The sequence below is a fragment of the Arthrobacter sp. ZBG10 genome, from assembly GCF_001238605.1.
In the GTDB taxonomy this organism is placed as follows: domain Bacteria; phylum Actinomycetota; class Actinomycetes; order Actinomycetales; family Micrococcaceae; genus Arthrobacter.
In genome coordinates, this window is record NZ_LFQH01000009.1 from 56,708 (window position 1) to 74,789 (window position 18,082).

Genomic DNA, 18,082 nt, shown 5'->3' on the forward strand with positions numbered 1-18,082 from the left:
TCGCCCCCGCCCGCGGCCCCGGCTAAGGAAGAGGCTTGGCCTGCACCCGCGGCACGCGAACGCATGGCTGGATCGTGGTCTGGTCCCCCGCCCGCGGCCCCGGCTGAGGAAGAGGCCTGGGCTGCGCTGGCGCCCACGGCTCGGGCACGTGCGGCTGGATCGTGGTCTGGTCCCCCGCCCGCGGCCCCGGCTGAGGAAGAGGCCTGGGCTGCGCCGGCGCCCACGGCACGGGCACGTGCGGCTCAACTCTGGCGTGATCCCGCGTCCGGGTCTGTGCCTAACAGTGAGGCTGAGCGCTGGGCTCGACAAAGTGACGCTACTGGTTTTGCCAACGAATTGGCGCGGCTTGGCCAAGTGCTCGCCGCAGCAGCGGGCGCGGCTCCCGAAGCACTCGCTACTGTGGGCTTTGCAACTGCAGCCGATGTGGCCGGAAGCATCGAAAGCCTCTCGCGGACCGTTGAGTATCTCCAACTACTCGCCGCCGATGCGGTGGATCGGACACGCACCGCGGCCGTTGCAGCAGCCCGCGACAGCCTTGGCGCCTCAGGCAAAGCAGGGTGGGTGACGGGCTGGGACGCCAAAGGTGTTGAAACGCTCAACGAAACAGACGCGGGCTGGCCGCGGGCGGTTGTACCGTCCCCGAATGACGACGGCACCAGAAACACCGCGGAGTTCCTTCGCGTGCGGCTCCGGATCTCCGTCAGGGAAGCCCGGCGCCGGCTCAACCTCGCGCATCAGATCCTCCCCGCCACAACGCTTACCGGAGAACAGCTTCCGGCACCGCTCGAGCACCTTGCAGCGGCTTTTACCAAGGCAGGTACCGGCTGTCCCGGGAACACGTCAATCCCGGCAGAGACTGTCGACCCCGAGGACCTCAATGTTCCCGCGGACACCGCTGCCTCGGAGTCGGCGGCGCCCAAAATTTCCTCGTATGCCGCCACCATCATCGCCTCCACCTTGGACCGGCTTCAGCACAGCGCCAATGCTGAAATCCTCGGACAAGTGGAGCAGCATCTCACGGGCATAGCCAGCAAATCAGACCCGGACGTCCTGGTCCGGGTTGCCCAAAAGTGGGCCGAAACCATCGACGCTGACGGCAGTGAGCCCACAGAAGAAGCCCTGCGCCACACCCAGGGCGCATTCATCCGCAAACAACGGAACGGTCTGCACCACCTCGAAATCTTCGCCACCACGGACCAGTTCGAACACTTCCTCACCGTCATGAACGCAGCCACCAACCCGCGAAGCAGCACGCCCGGCACAGACAGCAGCCCGGACAACCCCAGCTCAGACAGAGGTTGCGCCAGCGAAGCCGTGTCTCCCAACAGTGCCAGCGCCAACGTGTGGCGGGAGGCTGAAGCAAATCTTGAGCGGCGCACGCGCCCGCAGCAACAACTGGATGGCCTCGTCTGTGGCCTCAAAGCCGGGCTGACCACCGCGCTCCTGCCTGTAACGGGCGGCAACCGGCCCCAGATAATAGCGACCATCGACCATAAGGATCTCTTTCCGGTACGGTCTGACGGCGACGATTCCAGCCGGCAGTTCAGCGGATCAAACTTCGGAAAAACCTTTGGCGTCCGTCGCACCACCAATAGTCGCACCACCAATAAGGGCGCCACTACGGCAACGGCCACCCCAGACGCGACGGCCAGCAACGCGAATACCCTGCGAAGCCCTTCCGGAGTTGGTTCCACGAACGGGACAGGGGCTGGGGCGTTTGTGTTCACTGGACCGGTCGCTGCTGCCACCTTGCGGAAGATTGCCTGCGATGCGGACATCATCCCCGTAGTTCTCGGCAGCCGAGGCGAGATTCTCGACGTCGGTCGGAAATCACGTCTGTTCACGCAGGCCCAGCGGCTCGCCCTCATCGCCCGCGACCGGGGTTGCGCCTTTCCTGACTGCACCATTCCGGCGCCTTGGTGCGAAGCCCACCACATCACGTACTGGTCCCAAGGCGGAACCACTGCGGCGGACAATGGTGTCCTGCTCTGCTCACATCATCACCACATCATCCACAAGGAGCTGTGGACCATAACCGTCGCTCACGGCATCCCGACCTTTATACCGCCACGCCATATCGACCCAACCCGAAGCCCACGGCACAACCGCTATTTTAAGCCGCCACCCCCGCCTGAATCAGTGCGGTCAGCCGGCCAGCAAGCAGCAGGCGTTGCCCCGCCAGGCAGCAGGCAGATCAACTAGGCTTCAGTCATGACTGCAACTACCGCCGCAAAGGCCTCTGAACTGCTCCGACTCCACCAGTCTGCCGAAATTCTCCAAGTGGTCAACGTCTGGGATGCCATCAGCGCCAAGGTCATTACGGATGTTCCCGGAACGGTGGCCTTGGCTACAGCCAGCCACTCCATCGCCGCATCGCTGGGCTACGAGGATGGCGAAAACATCCCTGTCGACGAAATGATCACGGCGGTTGGCCGCATCGCTGCAGCTACCCACCTGCCGGTTTCTGCAGATCTTGAGTCCGGCTATGGCAACCCGGGTGAAACAGCACGGCGGGCCATCGGTGTGGGCATCGTGGGGGCAAACATCGAGGACCAGATGCGCCCGCTGGCCGACGCCGTGGAACAGATGTCCGCTGTCGTCAAAGTAGGTGCCGCCGAAGGCGTCGACTTTGTGCTTAACGCCCGGACCGATGCCTTTTTGAAGGCTGCAGACCGTGACCCTGCGGATGTCCTGGCTGACGCCATTGAGCGCGGAAAAGCGTATCTTGAAGCCGGCGCCACCAACGTTTTTGTTCCCGGCCTTCTTGATGAGGCAACAGTCAATGCTTTGGTATCCGGCATCGGATGGAACAAGGTCTCGGTCATCAATGTGCCCGGCTCCCTTGCACCCGCAAAACTGCAGGAACTGGGCATCTCACGGATCTCCTATGGTCCCTGGACCCAGCGGGTGGCCTTGACTGCTCTGGCCGATGCTGCAGCGGAACTCCTGGCCAACGGCCAACTCCCCGCCGGCACCCGGCCGCTGAACTAAGGTGGGCTCCGCCTGGAGCTTCGTATGGCAGAGACGGTGAACACAGCTGACGAGACCGGCTGGCCAAGCCCGCCACCGCTGTCGGGTTTCCCCATCATGGATCAGCGTTGGGAGGACGCGGTCTTCCTGCACTGGCGGATACCGGAATCAGCGGCCGGCCTCCACATGCCAGCCGGGGTGCGGCCGGACACTTTTGACGGCAGCGCCTGGGTGGGCCTTATTGGTTTCCGGATGCGGCAGGCGGGACTGGGCAGCGGTCCCGGGATCCCGTATTTCGGAAGCTTCAACGAAGTCAACGTCCGCCTGTACTCCCGGGGGCCGGACGGGGTCCGGGGCGTAGTTTTCCGCAGCCTCGATGCCGACCGCCTCGCCGTTGTGATCGCGGCCAGAGCCGCAGGAGTCCCATACGTCTGGTCCCGTATCGGTTACCGGGGTGCGGGGACAGATCAGGGCGCCAGGGGATACACGGTCCGCCGGTTCGGCCAAGACGCCGCCCACAGCACCTTCGACGTAAAGCCGCTCCGCAGTGAAGTGGCCGACGATCCGCTGTCCATCCATCTCACGGCTCGGTTCGGCATGCACAGTGCGTTCAGGGGTAAGTCATTTTATGTTCCCAATACGCATAGGCCTTGGCCTTTGTATCGAGCAAAAGCCGGTTTGATCTCAGATTCCCTGGTGTCCGCAGCAGGACTGGGTGTTTCCGGGCCACCCGAATCAGTGCTGTACTCACCCGGCGTCCACACACAGTTCGGGCGGCCGCGCTTGCTCAGTGCAGCTGCCGCCGGGCCGGTCCAGAGGACAACAAGCGGCAGCTAATTGCCCAGCCCTGCTTTGCGGAGTGCTTCCGCCATGGCGGTGTCAGCAGCTGCAGCCTGCGAAGGCCTCGCAGGTACCTGCCGGCGGGGAAGCGGCTTAGCGCTTGCTGTACCTTCCGGACCGCTCGTATCCTTGTGCTGCCCACGGCTGCGCTTGTTTGACCCGCTTCGGTCAGGTCGGGCCGATCCGGTCCCCGACGCCTCCGCGCCGTCCTTTGCCCGGCGGCCGGGACCAGCAGGACGGCCGGGCCGGTGACCGCCGGCGGACGGTTCGTCGTCGAGCCTTAATGTCAGGGAGATCCGCTTCCGCTCCGGGTCAGCCTCCAAGACTTTGACGCGGACCACCTGCCCGGATTTGACCACTTCGCGGGGGTCGGACACAAACCTGTTGGCCAGGGCCGAGACATGGACCAGCCCGTCCTGGTGGACACCGACATCCACGAATGCACCGAACGCCGCAACGTTGGTGACGGTTCCCTCCAGCACCATCCCGGGACGAAGGTCGGAGATCTTCTCAATCCCTTCGGAAAACGTGGCTGCCGCGAAGGCGGGCCGTGGGTCCCGGCCGGGCTTGTCCAGCTCAGCGAGGATGTCTTGAACGGTGGGCAGGCCAAACGCGTCGTCCACAAAGTCCCGCGGATCCAGGGCAGAAGCGGGAGCCGACCCGGCAGCCACCAGGATTTTGCGGGCCACCGAATACGCCTCCGGGTGGACACTTGAGGCATCCAGCGGCTCTTTGCCACCCGTGATCCGCAGGAAGCCTGCGCACTGTTCGAACGCTTTGGCACCCAATCGTGGAACCTTCTTCAGATCCGCACGGCGGGCAAAGGGTCCGTTTTCGTTACGGAATGCCACAATGTTTTCGCTCAGCAAAGGCCCCACGCCGGCCACCCTGGCCAAAAGCGCAGGCGAGGCCGTGTTGACGTCCACGCCCACCGCGTTAACGCAGTCCTCCACTACCGCGTCGAGGCTGCGGTCCAGTTTCGAGGCAGTCACGTCGTGCTGGTACTGGCCCACGCCAATGGATTTGGGGTCAATCTTGACCAACTCGGCCAGTGGGTCCTGGAGCCGCCTCGCAATGGACACGGCGCCGCGAAGGGAAACATCCATACCCGGCAACTCGGCAGCGGCCAGCGCGGAGGCCGAGTAGACGGAGGCGCCGGCCTCGGAAACCACGAGTTTCTGAGGTGTCCGGTCCACGTCCGGCAGCTGCTTGATCAGCTCGGCCGCCAGCTTGTCTGTTTCACGGGATGCCGTCCCGTTGCCGATCGCTATCAGCTCGACGGAGTGCTGCCGCGCCAAACGGACCAGGGCGGCAAGGGACTCATCCCACTTCCGGGCGGGGGCATGGGGGTAGATCGTGTCGGTAGCCACCACCTTGCCGGTCCCGTCCACCACCGCGACTTTGACGCCGGTCCGCAGGCCAGGGTCAAGCCCAAGGGTGGCGCGGTTCCCTGCAGGTGCCGCCAACAGGACGTCGCGCAGGTTTGCGGCGAATACACGGACTGCTTCGTCCTCCGCCGCAGCAAACATCCGGCCGCGCAGGTCCGCGGTGAGCCGGGACAGCACGCGGGATTTCCAGGCAATCTGGGCAGTTTGCATCAGCCAGGTGTCGGCTGGCCGGCCGCGCTGGGCAACCCCGAGGCACTTGGCCACCGCCGATTCATAGCGAATGCGGGCGGCGGTGAGGCCGGCGTCGTCCGAGGGATCCGCCTCGGTGAGGTCCAGTTCCAGCACCCCGTCTTTTTCGCCACGCAGCAGCGCGAGCACGCGGTGGGAGGGCATGCCGGCCGGAGCCTGGGTGAAGTCGAAATAGTCAGCGAACTTTTGGCCATCCGATTCCTTGCCCTTCCGGACGCGGGACACCATACGGCCCTGAGTCCACAGCCGCTCGCGCAGGGTGGCTGCGAGATCCGGGTCCTGCGCCACGCGTTCCACCAGGATGGCCCGGGCTCCGGCCAGCGCGGCCGAAGCATCCTCAATGCTGTGTTCGGAGCTCAGGTAGCGTGCCGCTTCGCGCTCCGGATCCAGGTCCGGGCGCTTCAACAACGAGTCAGCCAGTGGCTCGAGCCCTGCCTCCCGCGCAATCTGGGCCTTGGTGCGCCGCTTTGATTTGAACGGAAGGTAGATATCCTCGAGCCGGGATTTGGTGTCCGCGGCAAGGACCGCTGACTTCAATTCAGGGGTCAGCTGTCCCTGGGCCTCGATGGCGTCCAGGATTGCCCGGCGCCGGTCCGCCAGCTCCCGGAGGTAGCGGAGCCGTTCGTCCAGCTCGCGGAGCTGCGTATCATCAAGCGTCCCAGTGGCTTCCTTGCGGTAGCGGGCAATGAACGGCACGGTTGACCCGCCGTCGAGCAGGTCCACGGCGGCCTTGACCTGCCAGGCTTTGACACCCAGTTCCGCGGCGATCTGGGCGTGGATCGAAGAGTCCGGCCCTGATGCGGCAGACGGTGCGGAGGACGGGGCGTGCGGCAGTTGAGTCACCTGAACATCTTGCCCTACCCGCTCCGCAGGCTCCACCGGAGCCGGGCCTTTAGCGGCATGGTGCAACCGGTAAGGGTATTCCGCTCCCGCCCGCAAAGTGCTGTAGTGGAGGTGCCGTCACAGGCACTTAATGCTCGAGGAAGAGGCCATCATGCGCGAACTGCTTATCGTGTTTCAGGAGGGGTTCGAGGAAGCCAACATCACCGTGACGGTCAACGGCAAAGAGGCGCGCCGCGACCTCGGGGTGTCCACCAACCCCATCCTCGGCATAGCGTCCGAGGTGTCAGTTGAGCTGCCGGCCAAGGGCGCGCAGGTTGGGGTTGAGGTGACTAACCGCGGGCTGAAGGCCATCACAAAAGTGAGCGGCAAGCCCAAAAGCGTCCTCGTCTCAATCGCCGACGGGCGCCTGGTGATGATGGAAGGAACAGGACGCGAGGCTGTGCTGTAACAGGTTCGATCAACACCAAAAATGCTGGAAAAAGGCTGGATTGCGGGGTAAAATTTCATCACCGTCGGCACTCTACGGATACCCGGCGGGCCACCTTGAACACATGCGCCGAAGTCGTCGGATGGCATCGGCATCAGCTGACGGGACAGCACACCGGCCAGCACTAACGACGGCGGCACCCAACTTGGGTGCCGCCGTCGTCATGCCTGTGCTGCTTGTGCCGTGATTACGCCGAGTAGGCCGGGTAATCCGTGTAACCCTCGGCTCCGTCTGCGTAGAACGTGGACGGGTCGGGTTCGTTGAGCGGAAGGCCTTCCTTCCAGCGGCGGGCCAGGTCCGGGTTGGCGATCGCGGGTCGGCCCACCACAACGGCGTCAGCGTGGCCATCCTCCACGAGCGAAACAGCCTCTTCCCGCGACGTGATCACGCCAAAACCGCTGTTGACGAGGAACGTGCCACCGAAGCGGGCACGGAGATCCTGGACCAGCTCACCGGCCGGATCCTGGTGCAGCACGCTAAGGTACGCGAGGTTGAGCGGGGCGATGCTGTCCACCAGCACCTCGTAGGTGGCCCTGATGTCCGCGGCGTCTACCTCGGACGTGCCCTGGACGTTGTGCTCCGGGGAGAGCCGGATGCCGACCCGGTTGGCGCCGAGTGCTGCCACCACGGCGTTGGCCGTCTCGATGACGAAACGCGCCCGGTTTTCCGGCGAGCCGCCATAGCTGTCCGTGCGGACGTTGGTGTTGGGTGCAAGGAATTCGTGCAGCAGGTACCCGTTGGCCGAGTGGAGCTCCACGCCGTCGAATCCTGCTTCGACTGCGTTCAGCGACGCGGTGACGAATTCCTGGATGACGAGGGGAAGTTCGTCAGTGGTCAGTGCGTGCGGCACGGGGTAAGGGAGCTTTCCGAGAGGGGTGCGGACGTCACCCTCGATGGCAACAGCGCTGGGAGCCACGATCTCGTGGCCACCTGTGATGGCCTCGTGCGAGACCCGGCCGCCGTGCATGATCTGCGCGAAGATCCGGCCACCTTCGGCATGTACGGCGTCCGTGACCTTCTTCCAGCCGGCAATCTGCTCATCGGTAACGATCCCAGGCTGGCCCGAGTAGGCCCGTCCGGCGGGCGATGGGTAAGTGCCTTCGCTGACGATAAGGCCCAAGGAGGCGCGCTGCCGGTAGTGCTCGACGACGAGGGGGCCCGGGATGCCTGCCTCGCCGGAGCGGACACGGGTCAGGGGTGCCATAACCAAACGGTTCGGAAGCTCAAGTTCGCCGAGGGTGAGAGGTGAAAACAGCATGCGCAGATCCTTTCAAAGGCTAAGTTGTTCTGCTTCTGCCAACGGGCGCGCTTGAGCGGCTATTCCGGATGCGACCGGGATCACAGCCCGCACCGGGCCTTGGGTCAGCGGGTTCCGACGACTCCCGGGCAGCCCTGGCCCTGCGGATTCGTGATGCAGTCATCGGCGTAGGTCCTGGTCAGCGAGCGCCAGACGCTGACGGTCTGCGGTGGCGCGCCGAACAAGCCCTGGCCTGGGATGGGCAACGCCGGGCCGGCATTCACTGAGTACGTTCCGCGGAAGGAAGTGGTAAGGACAACCTGGAAGTCACCGGTGGCCATGTACGCGTGACTGGTCCGGGTTTCCTCGCCCCATCGGTCCTGCGGGAGCGGCCCGCCCATGGATGGCTGAGGGCCGAAAACGGTACCGTCGCCGTAGTTCCACGTGTACTGGACTGGAGTAGCAACCACGTGCACCGGCTGGCCGAACATCGTTACATCGAATGCCTGTTCCGTGGTCTCTGCGTAGAAGTTCGTCTCCGCACCCCTGAGTGTGTGCGGGCTTGGTTGGGCAACGACCGTTCCGGCGTTCACTGGCAGATTCTCGAACTGTTGCTGGATGTCCGCTGCTATTCGCAGCAGCACGTCCTCGGGTTGGGCGTCGTAAAGGCAGGTGGGGCCGGAGTAGTAGGACCAGGACGGATTTGTGATCCCGACTGGTGCTTTCAACCAGGTCACGGGTATGCCGGCTGTTCCATCCGGTCCATTTGTGCAATCAATTTGGCGGGCAAGGCAGGGAGTATCAAAATCACCACCACCGAGATGGCATTGGAGTTCGTATTTGTACTGAAATGGATCGGATGAAAGGACACCAGGCACGGCACGGACAAAGTCGTTAAGCCCTTGGTCCCAGACCCATCCACTGAACTGGAGTGAGTCTGGATTCCATTGGCCTCCAAATTCTGGATCGCCATCCTCGTCCCCGTTGGCGTCCGACAGGCCGGTTCCGACCAGCATAAGCATGGTCAGCAACACAATTGGTAATCGATATCGCATCACTGCTAACCAACGATGCTTCCGATTTCGTCTACACTCCACTGGCCCGCCGAATTACTGACGAGCAGCAGATTTCCCCGATCACTTACCTGCTCATCTGTTCGCGCAATGGTGCCATCGGCGCGCATATAGGCGAGAGGATCTTGCCGTACTTGGACAGCTACCTTGTACTTGCCGTCGGCGCCAGAAATGAAGTTTGTTTCCACTGTCGGAGTCGTGATTCCACCGCCCACCAACCAACGACCTTCGGCGTGCCAATTGCGGATAACTTCACGTACCTGTTCGCAAGCAACACAGGTCGTAGGAGCGACACCATCGTAAAAGGTCAGATCTCCCGTTTCATACGCGTAGCTAAGGGTTTCGTACCAGTACCTCGTAAACGCCTCTAGACCTTCCTTGGTCCGGGTCTTTGCCACTTCCGGAAGCACGGGAACTGGGACGTTTTGGGCCGGACCGGACGCGTCCGCGGGCTTGTAGGCGCCGGACGGGGTGGCCGTGGGGGTAGGGGTGGCACTCAAGGTTGCCGACTCGCTTGGACCCGCCGATGCCGTCACGGACGCACTCGATGTCTGGCCGGGAGATCCGCCGGAGTCGCATCCGGCGAGCACCAGCAGAGACCAAACCAGCAGCGAGCACACCAGCACCGCCAGGGCTCCGGGATTCAGGCCTCGGGGCCAAACAACGCTTGGTGATCTCATGGGCGCTAATCCCCCGAATCGTAAGAACGGCGTCATCCCCCCGAATAGTGCCTTAAGAGTAACCCACGTCACAGTTATGTGATCAAAGTTATCCACAGCTAAAACACCACCACACTGAGCACTGGACGCAGCCCGGCCGAAACACGCGAGTCAGCACAATCCGACGAAAAGTCCTCCACAAGCCAGCGAAAGCCGGCACCCAACGGGCACCGGGTTTCGTCGTCTGAGGGTAAGGCCTAAGCCACTACTTCTGCGGCGGTAGCACCAGCTCCCCTGTCTTGTCGGTGGACAAGGCGAGCGAGGACACGTACTGGGGGCCGCCGTCGGGCGCATTTTTGGCAGAACGAACCATGTCGGGCCGTTCGAATTCGATGCCCGTTACGTGGCAGAGGAGCTTGGCGTCACTGGGATTCCCGTCGGCGTCGAACATGGGCAGATCGATGCCGTCATCCGTGCGGCGTAGATAGTAGCGGCCTTTCGTGGCCAGTGCCAGCACAGGCGGGAGGACCAACGCCAAACCCACCGCAAAGATGGGCGAGAACGGCTGGATGGCAGTACCGAAGGCTCCGAAGAAGACCGCAATGGACACCCCAGCGGAAACCAGCATGGACACAAATCCCACCGGGTTCACTGCGTAGAGCATGCCCCGGCGGAACTCCGGCATCTTCGGGGAGATCTTGAGCAGGTACTTATTGATGGCAATGTCGGACGCCACGGTGACCACCCAAGCCATGGCGCAGTTCGCGTAGAAACCGAGGATGGTGTTGAGGAAGCTGAACATGTTGGCTTCCATCAGCACCAGGGCGATCAGCAGGTTGACCACCACAAAAACCATCCGCCCCGGGTACGTCTTGGTGATGCGGGTGAAGCTGTTGGTCCACGCGAGGGAGCCTGAGTAGGCGTTGGTGACGTTGATCTTGATCTGCGAGATGACCACCAGCACCACGGCCAAGGTCATGGCGAGCCAAGCCGGCATCATCTCCTGGTACACACCAAGGAACTGGTGCACGGGCTCGTTGGCTGTCGCGGACGCGGCCGGGTCCAGCGACGCAATCAGGTAGATGGCAATGAACATCCCCACAATCTGCTTGATGGCCCCAAAGATGACCCAGCCCGGTCCGGCCAGAATCACTGCCCGCCACCAGGCGCCCTTGTTCGCGGCGGTTTTGGGTGGCATAAAGCGGAGGTAGTCGATCTGCTCGGCGATCTGGGCCATGAGCGACAGGCACACGCCGGCAGCCAGCATCACGGACGCCAGGTTGGGCCCGCCGTCGCCCGACGCCCCGGTGTACGCGAAGAACCCGTCGATGCTCTCAGGGTGTGACATCAGCAGGTACCCCACCGGCACCACCATCAGCAGCAGCCACAAGGGCGTGGTCCACACCTGGAGCTTGGCCAGGGTGTTCATGCCATAAATCACCAACGGGATGATGATCACCGTGGATGCCGCGTACCCCAGCCATTGCGGAATACCGAGTCCCAACTCAAGGCCCTGGGCCATGATCGAGCCCTCCAACGCAAAGAAGATGAAGGTGAAGGTGGCGAAAATGATGTTGGTGACCACTGAGCCGTAGTAGCCAAAGCCGGAACCGCGGGTAATCAGGTCCAGGTCAATGTTGTAGCGCGCTGCGTAGTACGCCAGCGGAAAGCCCGTCGCGAAGATGATGATTGCAGCTACCGCGATGCCAAAAATGGAGTTCACAGTGCCGTAGGCGATGCCGATGTTGGCGCCGATGGAAAAGTCGGCGAGGTAGGCGATGCCGCCCAGCGCACTGGTCGCAACCACGCCGGCGCTCCACTTCCGGTAGGACCGCGGCGCGAACCGAAGCGTATAGTCCTCCAGGCTCTCTTTCGTGGCATTCAGCGCGGCCGCGTTCGTTACGGTTTCAGTCGCGGGTGAAGGCCCGACGCCGGAAGGTCCAGGAGGCATCACCGGTTCCAGCAGTTGCGTATTGGGTTTATCGCTGGTCATATTGCGCGTCGCTTTCGTCGCCGGATTGGGTCTGCTGCGACGTTATCCAGCGCGGGATACGGGCTGGTCACAGGCCTGTTTCGGCCGCGTTAAGAACTTCCGGGACGGGAGTCTCACTTTTGAGGGGCCCCGCAAAACAACCCAGGCGCTGGATTCGAATTTCATCAAAACCCTAGCCAATTTCTACAAGTCGTAGAAGAATGGGGGCATGATGTTTGAACATAAGGATGGCAATCCGGTCCTGGACCTCACCGACGACCAGTCCTGGCATCTGGTGGACAACACCAGGCACGGGCGGCTGGTGGTTTCCGTTGCCGGCGAACCAGATATCTTCCCCGTGAATTACGTGACCGCCGCGAGGAAGATCTACCTGCGGACCGCCCCGGGCAATAAGCTCGCCCAACTCACCATCAACGACGCCGTACTTTTTGAAGCCGATGGTGTCCTCTCCGACGAAGCCTGGTCCGTAGTGGTCCGGGGCAAGGCAAGGGTGCTGAACACCTCCGCCGACCTGGCTCCCGTGGAAGAGCTTGGCCTCCAGTCCTGGGTGCCAACACTGAAGGATTTCTATGTCGAGATCGTGCCGGCGTCCGTGAGCGGCAGGCATTTCCAGCTCGGCCAGCAGCCGGAACGAGAGATCTAAAGCCCCGTGACCACCTAACGGACTGGCCATGTCGGACAAGCTCACACCCCAGCAGCGCAGCTGGAACATGTCCAGAATCCGCGGCAAAAACACCAAGCCGGAGTTGCTGGTACGCCGGCTGGTGCACGCCAAAGGCTACCGGTTCCGTCTCCATGGGAGGTCCGGGTCGGTCCGGCTCCCTGGCAGGCCTGACCTTGTATTCGCAGGCCGGCGCAAGGTCATCTTCGTCAACGGCTGCTTCTGGCACTTCCACGACTGCCGCGTGGGCCAGCACGCACCGAAGGCCAACGCCGAATTCTGGGCGGCCAAGCGGTCCCGGACACGGGAGCGGGACGCGGAGCAGCGGAAACAACTCCAGGAGGCGGGCTGGGATGTCCTCACAGTGTGGGAATGCGAGCTCAGGGACAGCTCAGCGCTGGAGTCAACACTGGAGAATTTCCTGGATTCCCGGACCTGACGCCGCAATCTTGAGCCAATCCTGGGCTCCGGCGCCCAGGTTCTTGATGCGTGCCGGACACAATGGTGCTTGTGGTCCTGCGTGGGGATCACCAACCAGAGTCCGGAGCCCCGTAATCCCAGTAATCCCCGAGTGCCGGCTAGCTCCTTCGAGCCACGAGCGCGGCTTTCAGCGCAGTCGCCGACGATTCACTGCTGTTGATCCGCCAGTCCGCTTCCTTCTGCAGATGGAACCACACAAATCCCATAACGTCCGGCTGACTGGCAAGGTACGCCACCAGGTCCCTGTTCCAGGCCGCTTTGGAACCACCCAACTCACTGGCTGCAGTCTCCGCTACAAGTATCTGACTGCCCGGCGCCAACGTCCGGAGCTGGGCAATACCCGGGCTGAACAGGTCCTGCGGCGAGACCCAACTGCTCCAGGCGGCGGACGTCCCCCAGTTGTAGCCGTCCAGCGCCACAACGTCGACGTACCCGGCTCCCGGATACAACCCGGTAAGGTCCGTGGAACCCCAGTAGGGAACGTTGGGCGACCAGACCCATTGCACGTTCGCCGCACCCTGTGCCGCCACCACGTCATGGACGTGCCGCCACCCGGACACGTAGTCGCCGGCCTGATTGCTGTTGACGCCTTCAGCCCATGGGTACCAATTTCCGTTCATTTCGTGGGCGAACCGCAGCATCACCGGTTTGCCCCACGAGGCCAGCGACTGTCCCCATGCACGGATGTGGGCGTCAAAATCTCCCGCGGTGATCCGGTCGAGGGAAAAGGCGGGCTGCTCAACGCCGCCGCCCCAGGCCCACGGTTCCCAGGTGAGCAATGCCGTGGCGCCGCGGGCCGAAACCGCATCCAGCTCGGCCAGCGGCGGTGCCTGCAGGAAGTCTTTGTACATCAGGACCATGGAGGGGCTCTCCCCCGCCAGCACGCCCACAGCATCGAGTTCCGCCCCGGCGGAGGCCCCACCCTGAGTCGCCACACCAAAGCGGAGTTTCGCCGAGCTGATCACAGGAGGTTGCGGCTCGGTCACCACCGCGGGCTGCACAACAAACAGCGCCGACGCTTTAGTGGCCGACGTCTTGGCGGTGACTGTGAGGCTGCCGGTGGCTCCAGCGGGGATCACAATCCCCGTGCTGAATGAGCCTGTGCCGGATGTCTTGAAGGAAAATGAGCTGGCGCCCGCTGTGACGGTTCCACTGGTGGAGGCTTTGAAGCCCGTCCCGGTCGCCGTAACCGCGGAGCCGGCAGGACCGGACCCCGGACTTAGCGTGACCTGGGCAGCCGGCGCCGCAGCGGCCGGCGCGATGCCGGACACCCCGGACACCACCAGGACCGTCCCGGCAAGCAAGCCAGCAACAACGGTTTTCAGCGATCGGATCATGGCAGTTGTCCCCAGTCAGCCGGCAGCAAAAAGCCGCCATTTTTGGTGCGGAAAGCACTGGATTCGATATTAGGGGTAAAAGCCGCAGTCTTATCAAGAAACCCACAATTATTCGCTGAAAACCTGACCCGCCAAGGCCATCCACCTAACCTGAAGAAGAGCAAATGACCCCATTGATTCCCTGGTTTCCCCGACGCCGACCACCACCGGAAAGGACCGTTTTGAGCACCTCAGATGACACCCCGCGGCCACTGGTGGACCAGTCCGTACTGGACCGGCTGCGGGAAGAGCTGGAGGACGACGGCGGCTACAGCAAGGTCTTTGTGGGCCACTTCATCGAATACCTTCCCCAGCGGATAAGCCGCCTGCGGCTCGCCCTCACCACGGGAGACCTCGAGGGCTCAGTGGACGCGGTCCTCAGCCTCAAAACGTCCAGCCAGATGGTGGGCGCGGAACGCCTGGCAGGACTGGCGCTGGACCTCGAAGGCGAAATCCGGCGGGGCGCCCGGAGCGGCGACATCGCGGTGGTGCTGCCAAACCTGGCAGCGACGTTCCTGCGGCCCATCGACCACTGCGGCCGGCAGACCATCCACAGGCTGCAGTCTCAGTGCTCGCCGGGAGCCAGGCGGTAACCCACACCGCGGACAGTTTGGAGCCAGCGCGGGCTTTGCGGCGAATCGCCCAGCTTTTTGCGCAGGTTGCCCATGTGGACTTCCACGGATCGTTCGTCGGATTCGCTGATGTAACTTCCGACGTCGTAATCCTCGTCCCGCAGCCGACGCACCAGATCCGCCTTGGTCCGGACAGTCCGGCCGGCTTCCAGCAGCGCGTGCAGGAGTTCGAATTCCGTCCGGGTCAGGTTCATTTCCGTCCCATCCACCAGCACAGTCCGGGACGCGTAGCTCAGGTCAAGGCCGTTGTGGCTGAAATTGCCCCGTTCGGGCCGCACGTGGTTGTTGGCGGACACCTCAGGCGCTGACGTGTCCGTTGCCTCCGCTGCGGACCTGGGCCGGCGCATCATCGCAGCAACGCGGGCCCGGAGCTCGCGGGGCCGGAACGGCTTGGTGAGGTAGTCATCGGCGCCGGATTCCAGGCCGATCAAAGTATCGAGTTCCTCGGTGCGGGCCGTCAGCATCACGATGTAGGCGTCCGAGAACTCACGGATCTGCCTCGACACTTCGAAACCGTCGATGTCGGGCAGGCCCAGGTCGAGTGTAATCACGTCGGGGTTCAGGGTTTTAGCCACCAGGACGCCTTCTGCGCCCGTGCTGGCTACCGTCACCTCAAAGCCGGCCTGGGTCAGCACAGTGCGGACCAGTTCCCGGATATCGTGATCATCCTCAATGACAAGTCCCACACGTGCTTCACTCATAGTGTCCCCTCAGCAGCCAACGTCTGAAGTATAGCCCGGTGCGGATATATCCTGCTTGTATGGTCCTGCAACTCCTGCCCCAGAAGCCCCACCGCCATGTCTGACCGCGAGCTATGGTCCGCCGGGCGCTTTTGGCGGCTTAGGCGGCCCTTCCATGAACTCCGTCTGACGGACCGCGTGGCCATGAGCCAGATGCCGCTGTTCATCACCACGCTGCTGACGGTCTTCCTGGTGTGGGCCTTCTTCCCGGGCACCATGGACAACGTGCTGTTCGGCTCCTTTGTCATCTCCCAGCTCCTCATCATGGCCCTCTGCTACCTGGTGCCGTGGGACCGGCTGCCGTACACCAGCTTCCTGGTCATACCGCTGCTTGACTTCATTTCCATCGCGGTGGGCCGCGAAGGCGGCCAGGACAGCCTGACCGGCATCAGCCTCCTGGCGGTCTTCCCGGTGATCTGGCTGTGCGCCTCCAGCTACTACCCGAAAACGTCGGTCTGGCTCTCCTTCCTGGCGCCCCTTGCCATCATCTGGGTGCCGCTGTTCCTCAAGGGCGACGTGACGCCCCAAGGCCTGACCCGCGCCCTGCTGCTGCCGGTCATGATGCTGGGTATCGGTGTGTCCGTGAGCGTCCTGACGCGCAGCATGATGCGCCAACAAAAGGAGCTGCAGGACAAGGACGCGCTTTTGCAGGCCAACCTGCGGACCAGCCAGCGCCAGGAAGCCCTGCTCAACACGGTCCTGGACACCGTCCACCTGGGCGTACTCGCCGTGGACGCCGACGGGCACGACATCCTGATGAACCGCAAGCAGCGCGCCAACCATGAACTGGCCCGGCCCAGCACCATCGAAGACCCCAACGAGTCCCAGCTCCTGGTCTACGCGGCGGACCGGACCACCCTGATTCCCGTGGAAGACCGGCCGGTGCGCCGTGCCGTCCTCGGCGAGACCTTCACTGACTACCTCGTGTGGCTGGGCGAGGGAGCAGCGCAGCGGGCCTTTGTGACCACTGCCCGCGCGATGAAGGACGAAGACGGCAAATTTGCCGGTTCCGTCATTGCGTTCGGTGACGTCACAGACCTCGTCAATGCGCTCACCGCAAAGGATGACTTCGTCTCCAGCGTCTCCCATGAATTCCGTACTCCGCTGACATCCATCCTCGGATACGTTGAACTGCTGCTCTTCGACGAGCCGGACGATTCACAGCGCGAAATGCTCGATATCATCCGCCGGAACTCGGAGCGGCTCCTCACGCTGGTCTCGGATCTGCTGGCCAGCCGCAACGGGCAGCTGATTGTCACACCCCATGCGGTGAACGTGGCTGAGCTGGTGCGCAGCAGCGTCTCATCGGCCCTGCCCAAAGCCGCCGCCTCGGGTATTGTCCTGACGGCGGACGTCCCGGACACCCTGGAAGCCCACGTGGATGGCGCCAGGATCTCACAGGTCCTGGACAACCTGGTGTCGAATGCCATCAAATACTCGCCCGACGGCGGCAGCGTCCGGGTCAGCCTCGTGGAGGAGGACGGAAACGTGGCCTGCAGGGTCACGGACACTGGCATGGGGATGACCCCTGAGGACGCATCCGAGGTGTTTGCGAAGTTCTTCCGCACCAGCAACGTCCGCCGCACCGCCATTCCGGGCGTCGGGCTGGGCCTGCCTATCAGCAAGGCAATCGTGGAAGCCCACGGCGGTTCCATCGACGTGGACAGCACCCTGGGTGAGGGAACGGTGTTTACCTTCCGGGTACCGGTGTAACCCGGCGCCCGGAAGGGCGGCCGCCTGGCTTAGAGGCCCGCAGCCCGTTTCCGGCCGAAGATGAAGTAGCCGGTAGGCCCGATGAAGTTCACAAACGCGGCCAGCCGCCAGGCCGCTTTGGGTCCGTTGATGAGTTCCGCGGGGCGGCGGGAAATGTCCCGTTGGGCTGCCAGGAGCAGCGCCACCTGCGCCACACCCACCACAATGGTTCCGGCCTTGCTGGCCGGCGACATTTCTTTCCAGGTCTTTTTCTTTGCCATGGTGCTCCTTCAGTGGATGGGATGGGGGTGCGGCTGCTAGTGCACGTAGGGCGCCAGCCGTTGCCGCTGCTCGGGAGTGAGTCGCTGGACCCGGCCGGTGGCCTCGTCCACAAACGCCAGGTGGCTGCTTGCCTTCACGCAGTCCTCGCCCGTCACCGGGTCCAGGACAAGGTAGTGGATATCAAAGCTGGCGCCCTTGACGGCGCCGATCCATACCTGGACCACGGCGGGGATGTTGCGGTACTCCAGCGTCCGGACGTAACGGATCCTGTGGTCAACCACCAGCGCCATGGTGCCGTCCGGGACGTCGTTGAAGAGGGAAACCTGCGGGTCAACGCCTGGCTGGCCGGCTCCCCGGGGAGGGCCGAAGGCGGCGATCCGCGCCTCCTCCAGCATCCTCACGATCTGGACGTTGTTGATGTGCCCGTAAGCGTCCATGTCGCCCCAGCGCATGGGCACCGGGACTTCAATCCGGACCGGG

Annotated in this window: 18 protein-coding genes; 9 read left to right on the plus strand and 9 right to left on the minus strand. The window is 63.4% G+C overall.

The genetic code is table 11. From position 1 onward, the window contains the following. The first annotated feature begins 399 nt into the window (after positions 1-399). From ACU18_RS02285 to ACU18_RS19185, 3 genes are all read left to right on the plus strand, one after another. On the plus strand, positions 400-2,202 hold the full coding sequence (locus tag ACU18_RS02285) for an HNH endonuclease signature motif containing protein (RefSeq protein ID WP_331456806.1): 1,803 nt from the start codon (positions 400-402) through the stop codon (positions 2,200-2,202). A gap of 9 nt (positions 2,203-2,211) precedes the next feature. Next, positions 2,212-2,991, plus strand: coding sequence for an isocitrate lyase/PEP mutase family protein (locus ACU18_RS02290; protein WP_050683922.1), 780 nt, complete (start codon positions 2,212-2,214; stop codon positions 2,989-2,991). A gap of 96 nt (positions 2,992-3,087) precedes the next feature. After that, positions 3,088-3,807, plus strand: a complete 720-nt coding sequence (locus ACU18_RS19185) for a YqjF family protein (RefSeq protein WP_082178141.1) — start codon at positions 3,088-3,090, stop codon at positions 3,805-3,807. Here the strand turns inward: ACU18_RS19185 and ACU18_RS02300 are convergent. Further along, positions 3,804-6,290, minus strand: coding sequence for a Tex family protein (locus ACU18_RS02300; protein WP_050683924.1), 2,487 nt, complete (start codon positions 6,288-6,290; stop codon positions 3,804-3,806). The genes ACU18_RS19185 and ACU18_RS02300 overlap by 4 nt on opposite strands. Before the next feature lie 130 nt (positions 6,291-6,420). Here ACU18_RS02300 and ACU18_RS02305 point away from each other — a divergent pair, with 130 nt between their 5' ends. Continuing rightward, positions 6,421-6,738 (plus strand): hypothetical protein, encoded by a 318-nt coding sequence (locus ACU18_RS02305; RefSeq protein ID WP_050683925.1) that lies wholly within the window; start codon positions 6,421-6,423, stop codon positions 6,736-6,738. A 226-nt stretch (positions 6,739-6,964) separates the two neighbouring features. Here the strand turns inward: ACU18_RS02305 and ACU18_RS02310 are convergent, their stop codons facing one another. The 4 genes from ACU18_RS02310 to ACU18_RS02320 all read right to left on the minus strand — a co-directional run bounded on the left by ACU18_RS02310 (position 6,965) and on the right by ACU18_RS02320 (position 11,739). Then, positions 6,965-8,035, minus strand: a complete 1,071-nt coding sequence (locus ACU18_RS02310) for an alkene reductase (protein ID WP_050683926.1) — start codon at positions 8,033-8,035, stop codon at positions 6,965-6,967. A gap of 104 nt (positions 8,036-8,139) precedes the next feature. Next, positions 8,140-9,048, minus strand: a complete 909-nt coding sequence (locus ACU18_RS20145; protein ID WP_231685988.1) for a hypothetical protein — start codon at positions 9,046-9,048, stop codon at positions 8,140-8,142. A 26-nt stretch (positions 9,049-9,074) separates the two neighbouring features. Beyond that, a complete protein-coding gene (locus tag ACU18_RS20335; protein WP_331456807.1) occupies positions 9,075-9,803 on the minus strand; it encodes a DUF6318 family protein in 729 nt (242 codons plus the stop codon). A 208-nt stretch (positions 9,804-10,011) separates the two neighbouring features. Beyond that, positions 10,012-11,739: a purine-cytosine permease family protein gene (locus tag ACU18_RS02320; protein WP_050683927.1), complete on the minus strand. Its 1,728-nt coding sequence runs from the start codon at positions 11,737-11,739 to the stop codon at positions 10,012-10,014. Here ACU18_RS02320 and ACU18_RS19835 point away from each other — a divergent pair. Genes ACU18_RS19835 through ACU18_RS02330 form a run of 3 tightly spaced genes read left to right on the plus strand, consistent with a single transcriptional unit; the run spans position 11,621 to position 12,839 of the window. After that, positions 11,621-11,935, plus strand: coding sequence for a hypothetical protein (locus ACU18_RS19835; protein ID WP_197273501.1), 315 nt, complete (start codon positions 11,621-11,623; stop codon positions 11,933-11,935). The genes ACU18_RS02320 and ACU18_RS19835 overlap by 119 nt on opposite strands. Positions 11,936-11,947: 12 nt before the next feature. Further along, positions 11,948-12,382 carry a pyridoxamine 5'-phosphate oxidase family protein gene (locus ACU18_RS02325; RefSeq protein WP_050683928.1) on the plus strand — a complete coding sequence of 145 codons (435 nt, stop codon included), beginning with the start codon at positions 11,948-11,950 and terminating at the stop codon, positions 12,380-12,382. A gap of 28 nt (positions 12,383-12,410) precedes the next feature. Then, entirely contained in the window at positions 12,411-12,839 is a 429-nt protein-coding gene (locus ACU18_RS02330; protein ID WP_050683929.1) for a very short patch repair endonuclease, read from the plus strand. Between the two features lie 139 nt (positions 12,840-12,978). Here the strand turns inward: ACU18_RS02330 and ACU18_RS02335 are convergent, their stop codons facing one another. Beyond that, the gene (locus ACU18_RS02335; protein WP_050683930.1) at positions 12,979-14,217 is read right to left on the minus strand and encodes a glycoside hydrolase family 26 protein; all 1,239 of its coding nucleotides are present in this window, start codon (positions 14,215-14,217) and stop codon (positions 12,979-12,981) included. Positions 14,218-14,438: 221 nt separating this feature from the next. Here ACU18_RS02335 and ACU18_RS02340 point away from each other — a divergent pair, with 221 nt between their 5' ends. Further along, positions 14,439-14,849 carry an Hpt domain-containing protein gene (locus ACU18_RS02340; RefSeq protein ID WP_050683931.1) on the plus strand — a complete coding sequence of 137 codons (411 nt, stop codon included), beginning with the start codon at positions 14,439-14,441 and terminating at the stop codon, positions 14,847-14,849. Here ACU18_RS02340 and ACU18_RS02345 read toward each other — a convergent pair. Next, complete coding sequence (locus ACU18_RS02345; RefSeq protein WP_197273498.1) at positions 14,822-15,589, minus strand: response regulator transcription factor; 768 nt, start codon at positions 15,587-15,589, stop codon at positions 14,822-14,824. The genes ACU18_RS02340 and ACU18_RS02345 overlap by 28 nt on opposite strands. Before the next feature lie 96 nt (positions 15,590-15,685). On the opposite strand from ACU18_RS02345, the gene ACU18_RS02350 reads away from it, so the two are divergent. Next, the gene (locus ACU18_RS02350) at positions 15,686-17,341 is read left to right on the plus strand and encodes a sensor histidine kinase (protein WP_050683933.1); all 1,656 of its coding nucleotides are present in this window, start codon (positions 15,686-15,688) and stop codon (positions 17,339-17,341) included. Between the two features lie 29 nt (positions 17,342-17,370). On the opposite strand, the gene ACU18_RS02355 is transcribed toward ACU18_RS02350, so the two are convergent. Next, a complete protein-coding gene (locus ACU18_RS02355; protein WP_050683934.1) occupies positions 17,371-17,601 on the minus strand; it encodes a PLDc N-terminal domain-containing protein in 231 nt (76 codons plus the stop codon). A gap of 36 nt (positions 17,602-17,637) precedes the next feature. After that, positions 17,638-18,054, minus strand: coding sequence for an acyl-CoA thioesterase (locus ACU18_RS02360; protein WP_050683935.1), 417 nt, complete (start codon positions 18,052-18,054; stop codon positions 17,638-17,640). Positions 18,055-18,082 lie beyond the last annotated feature (28 nt).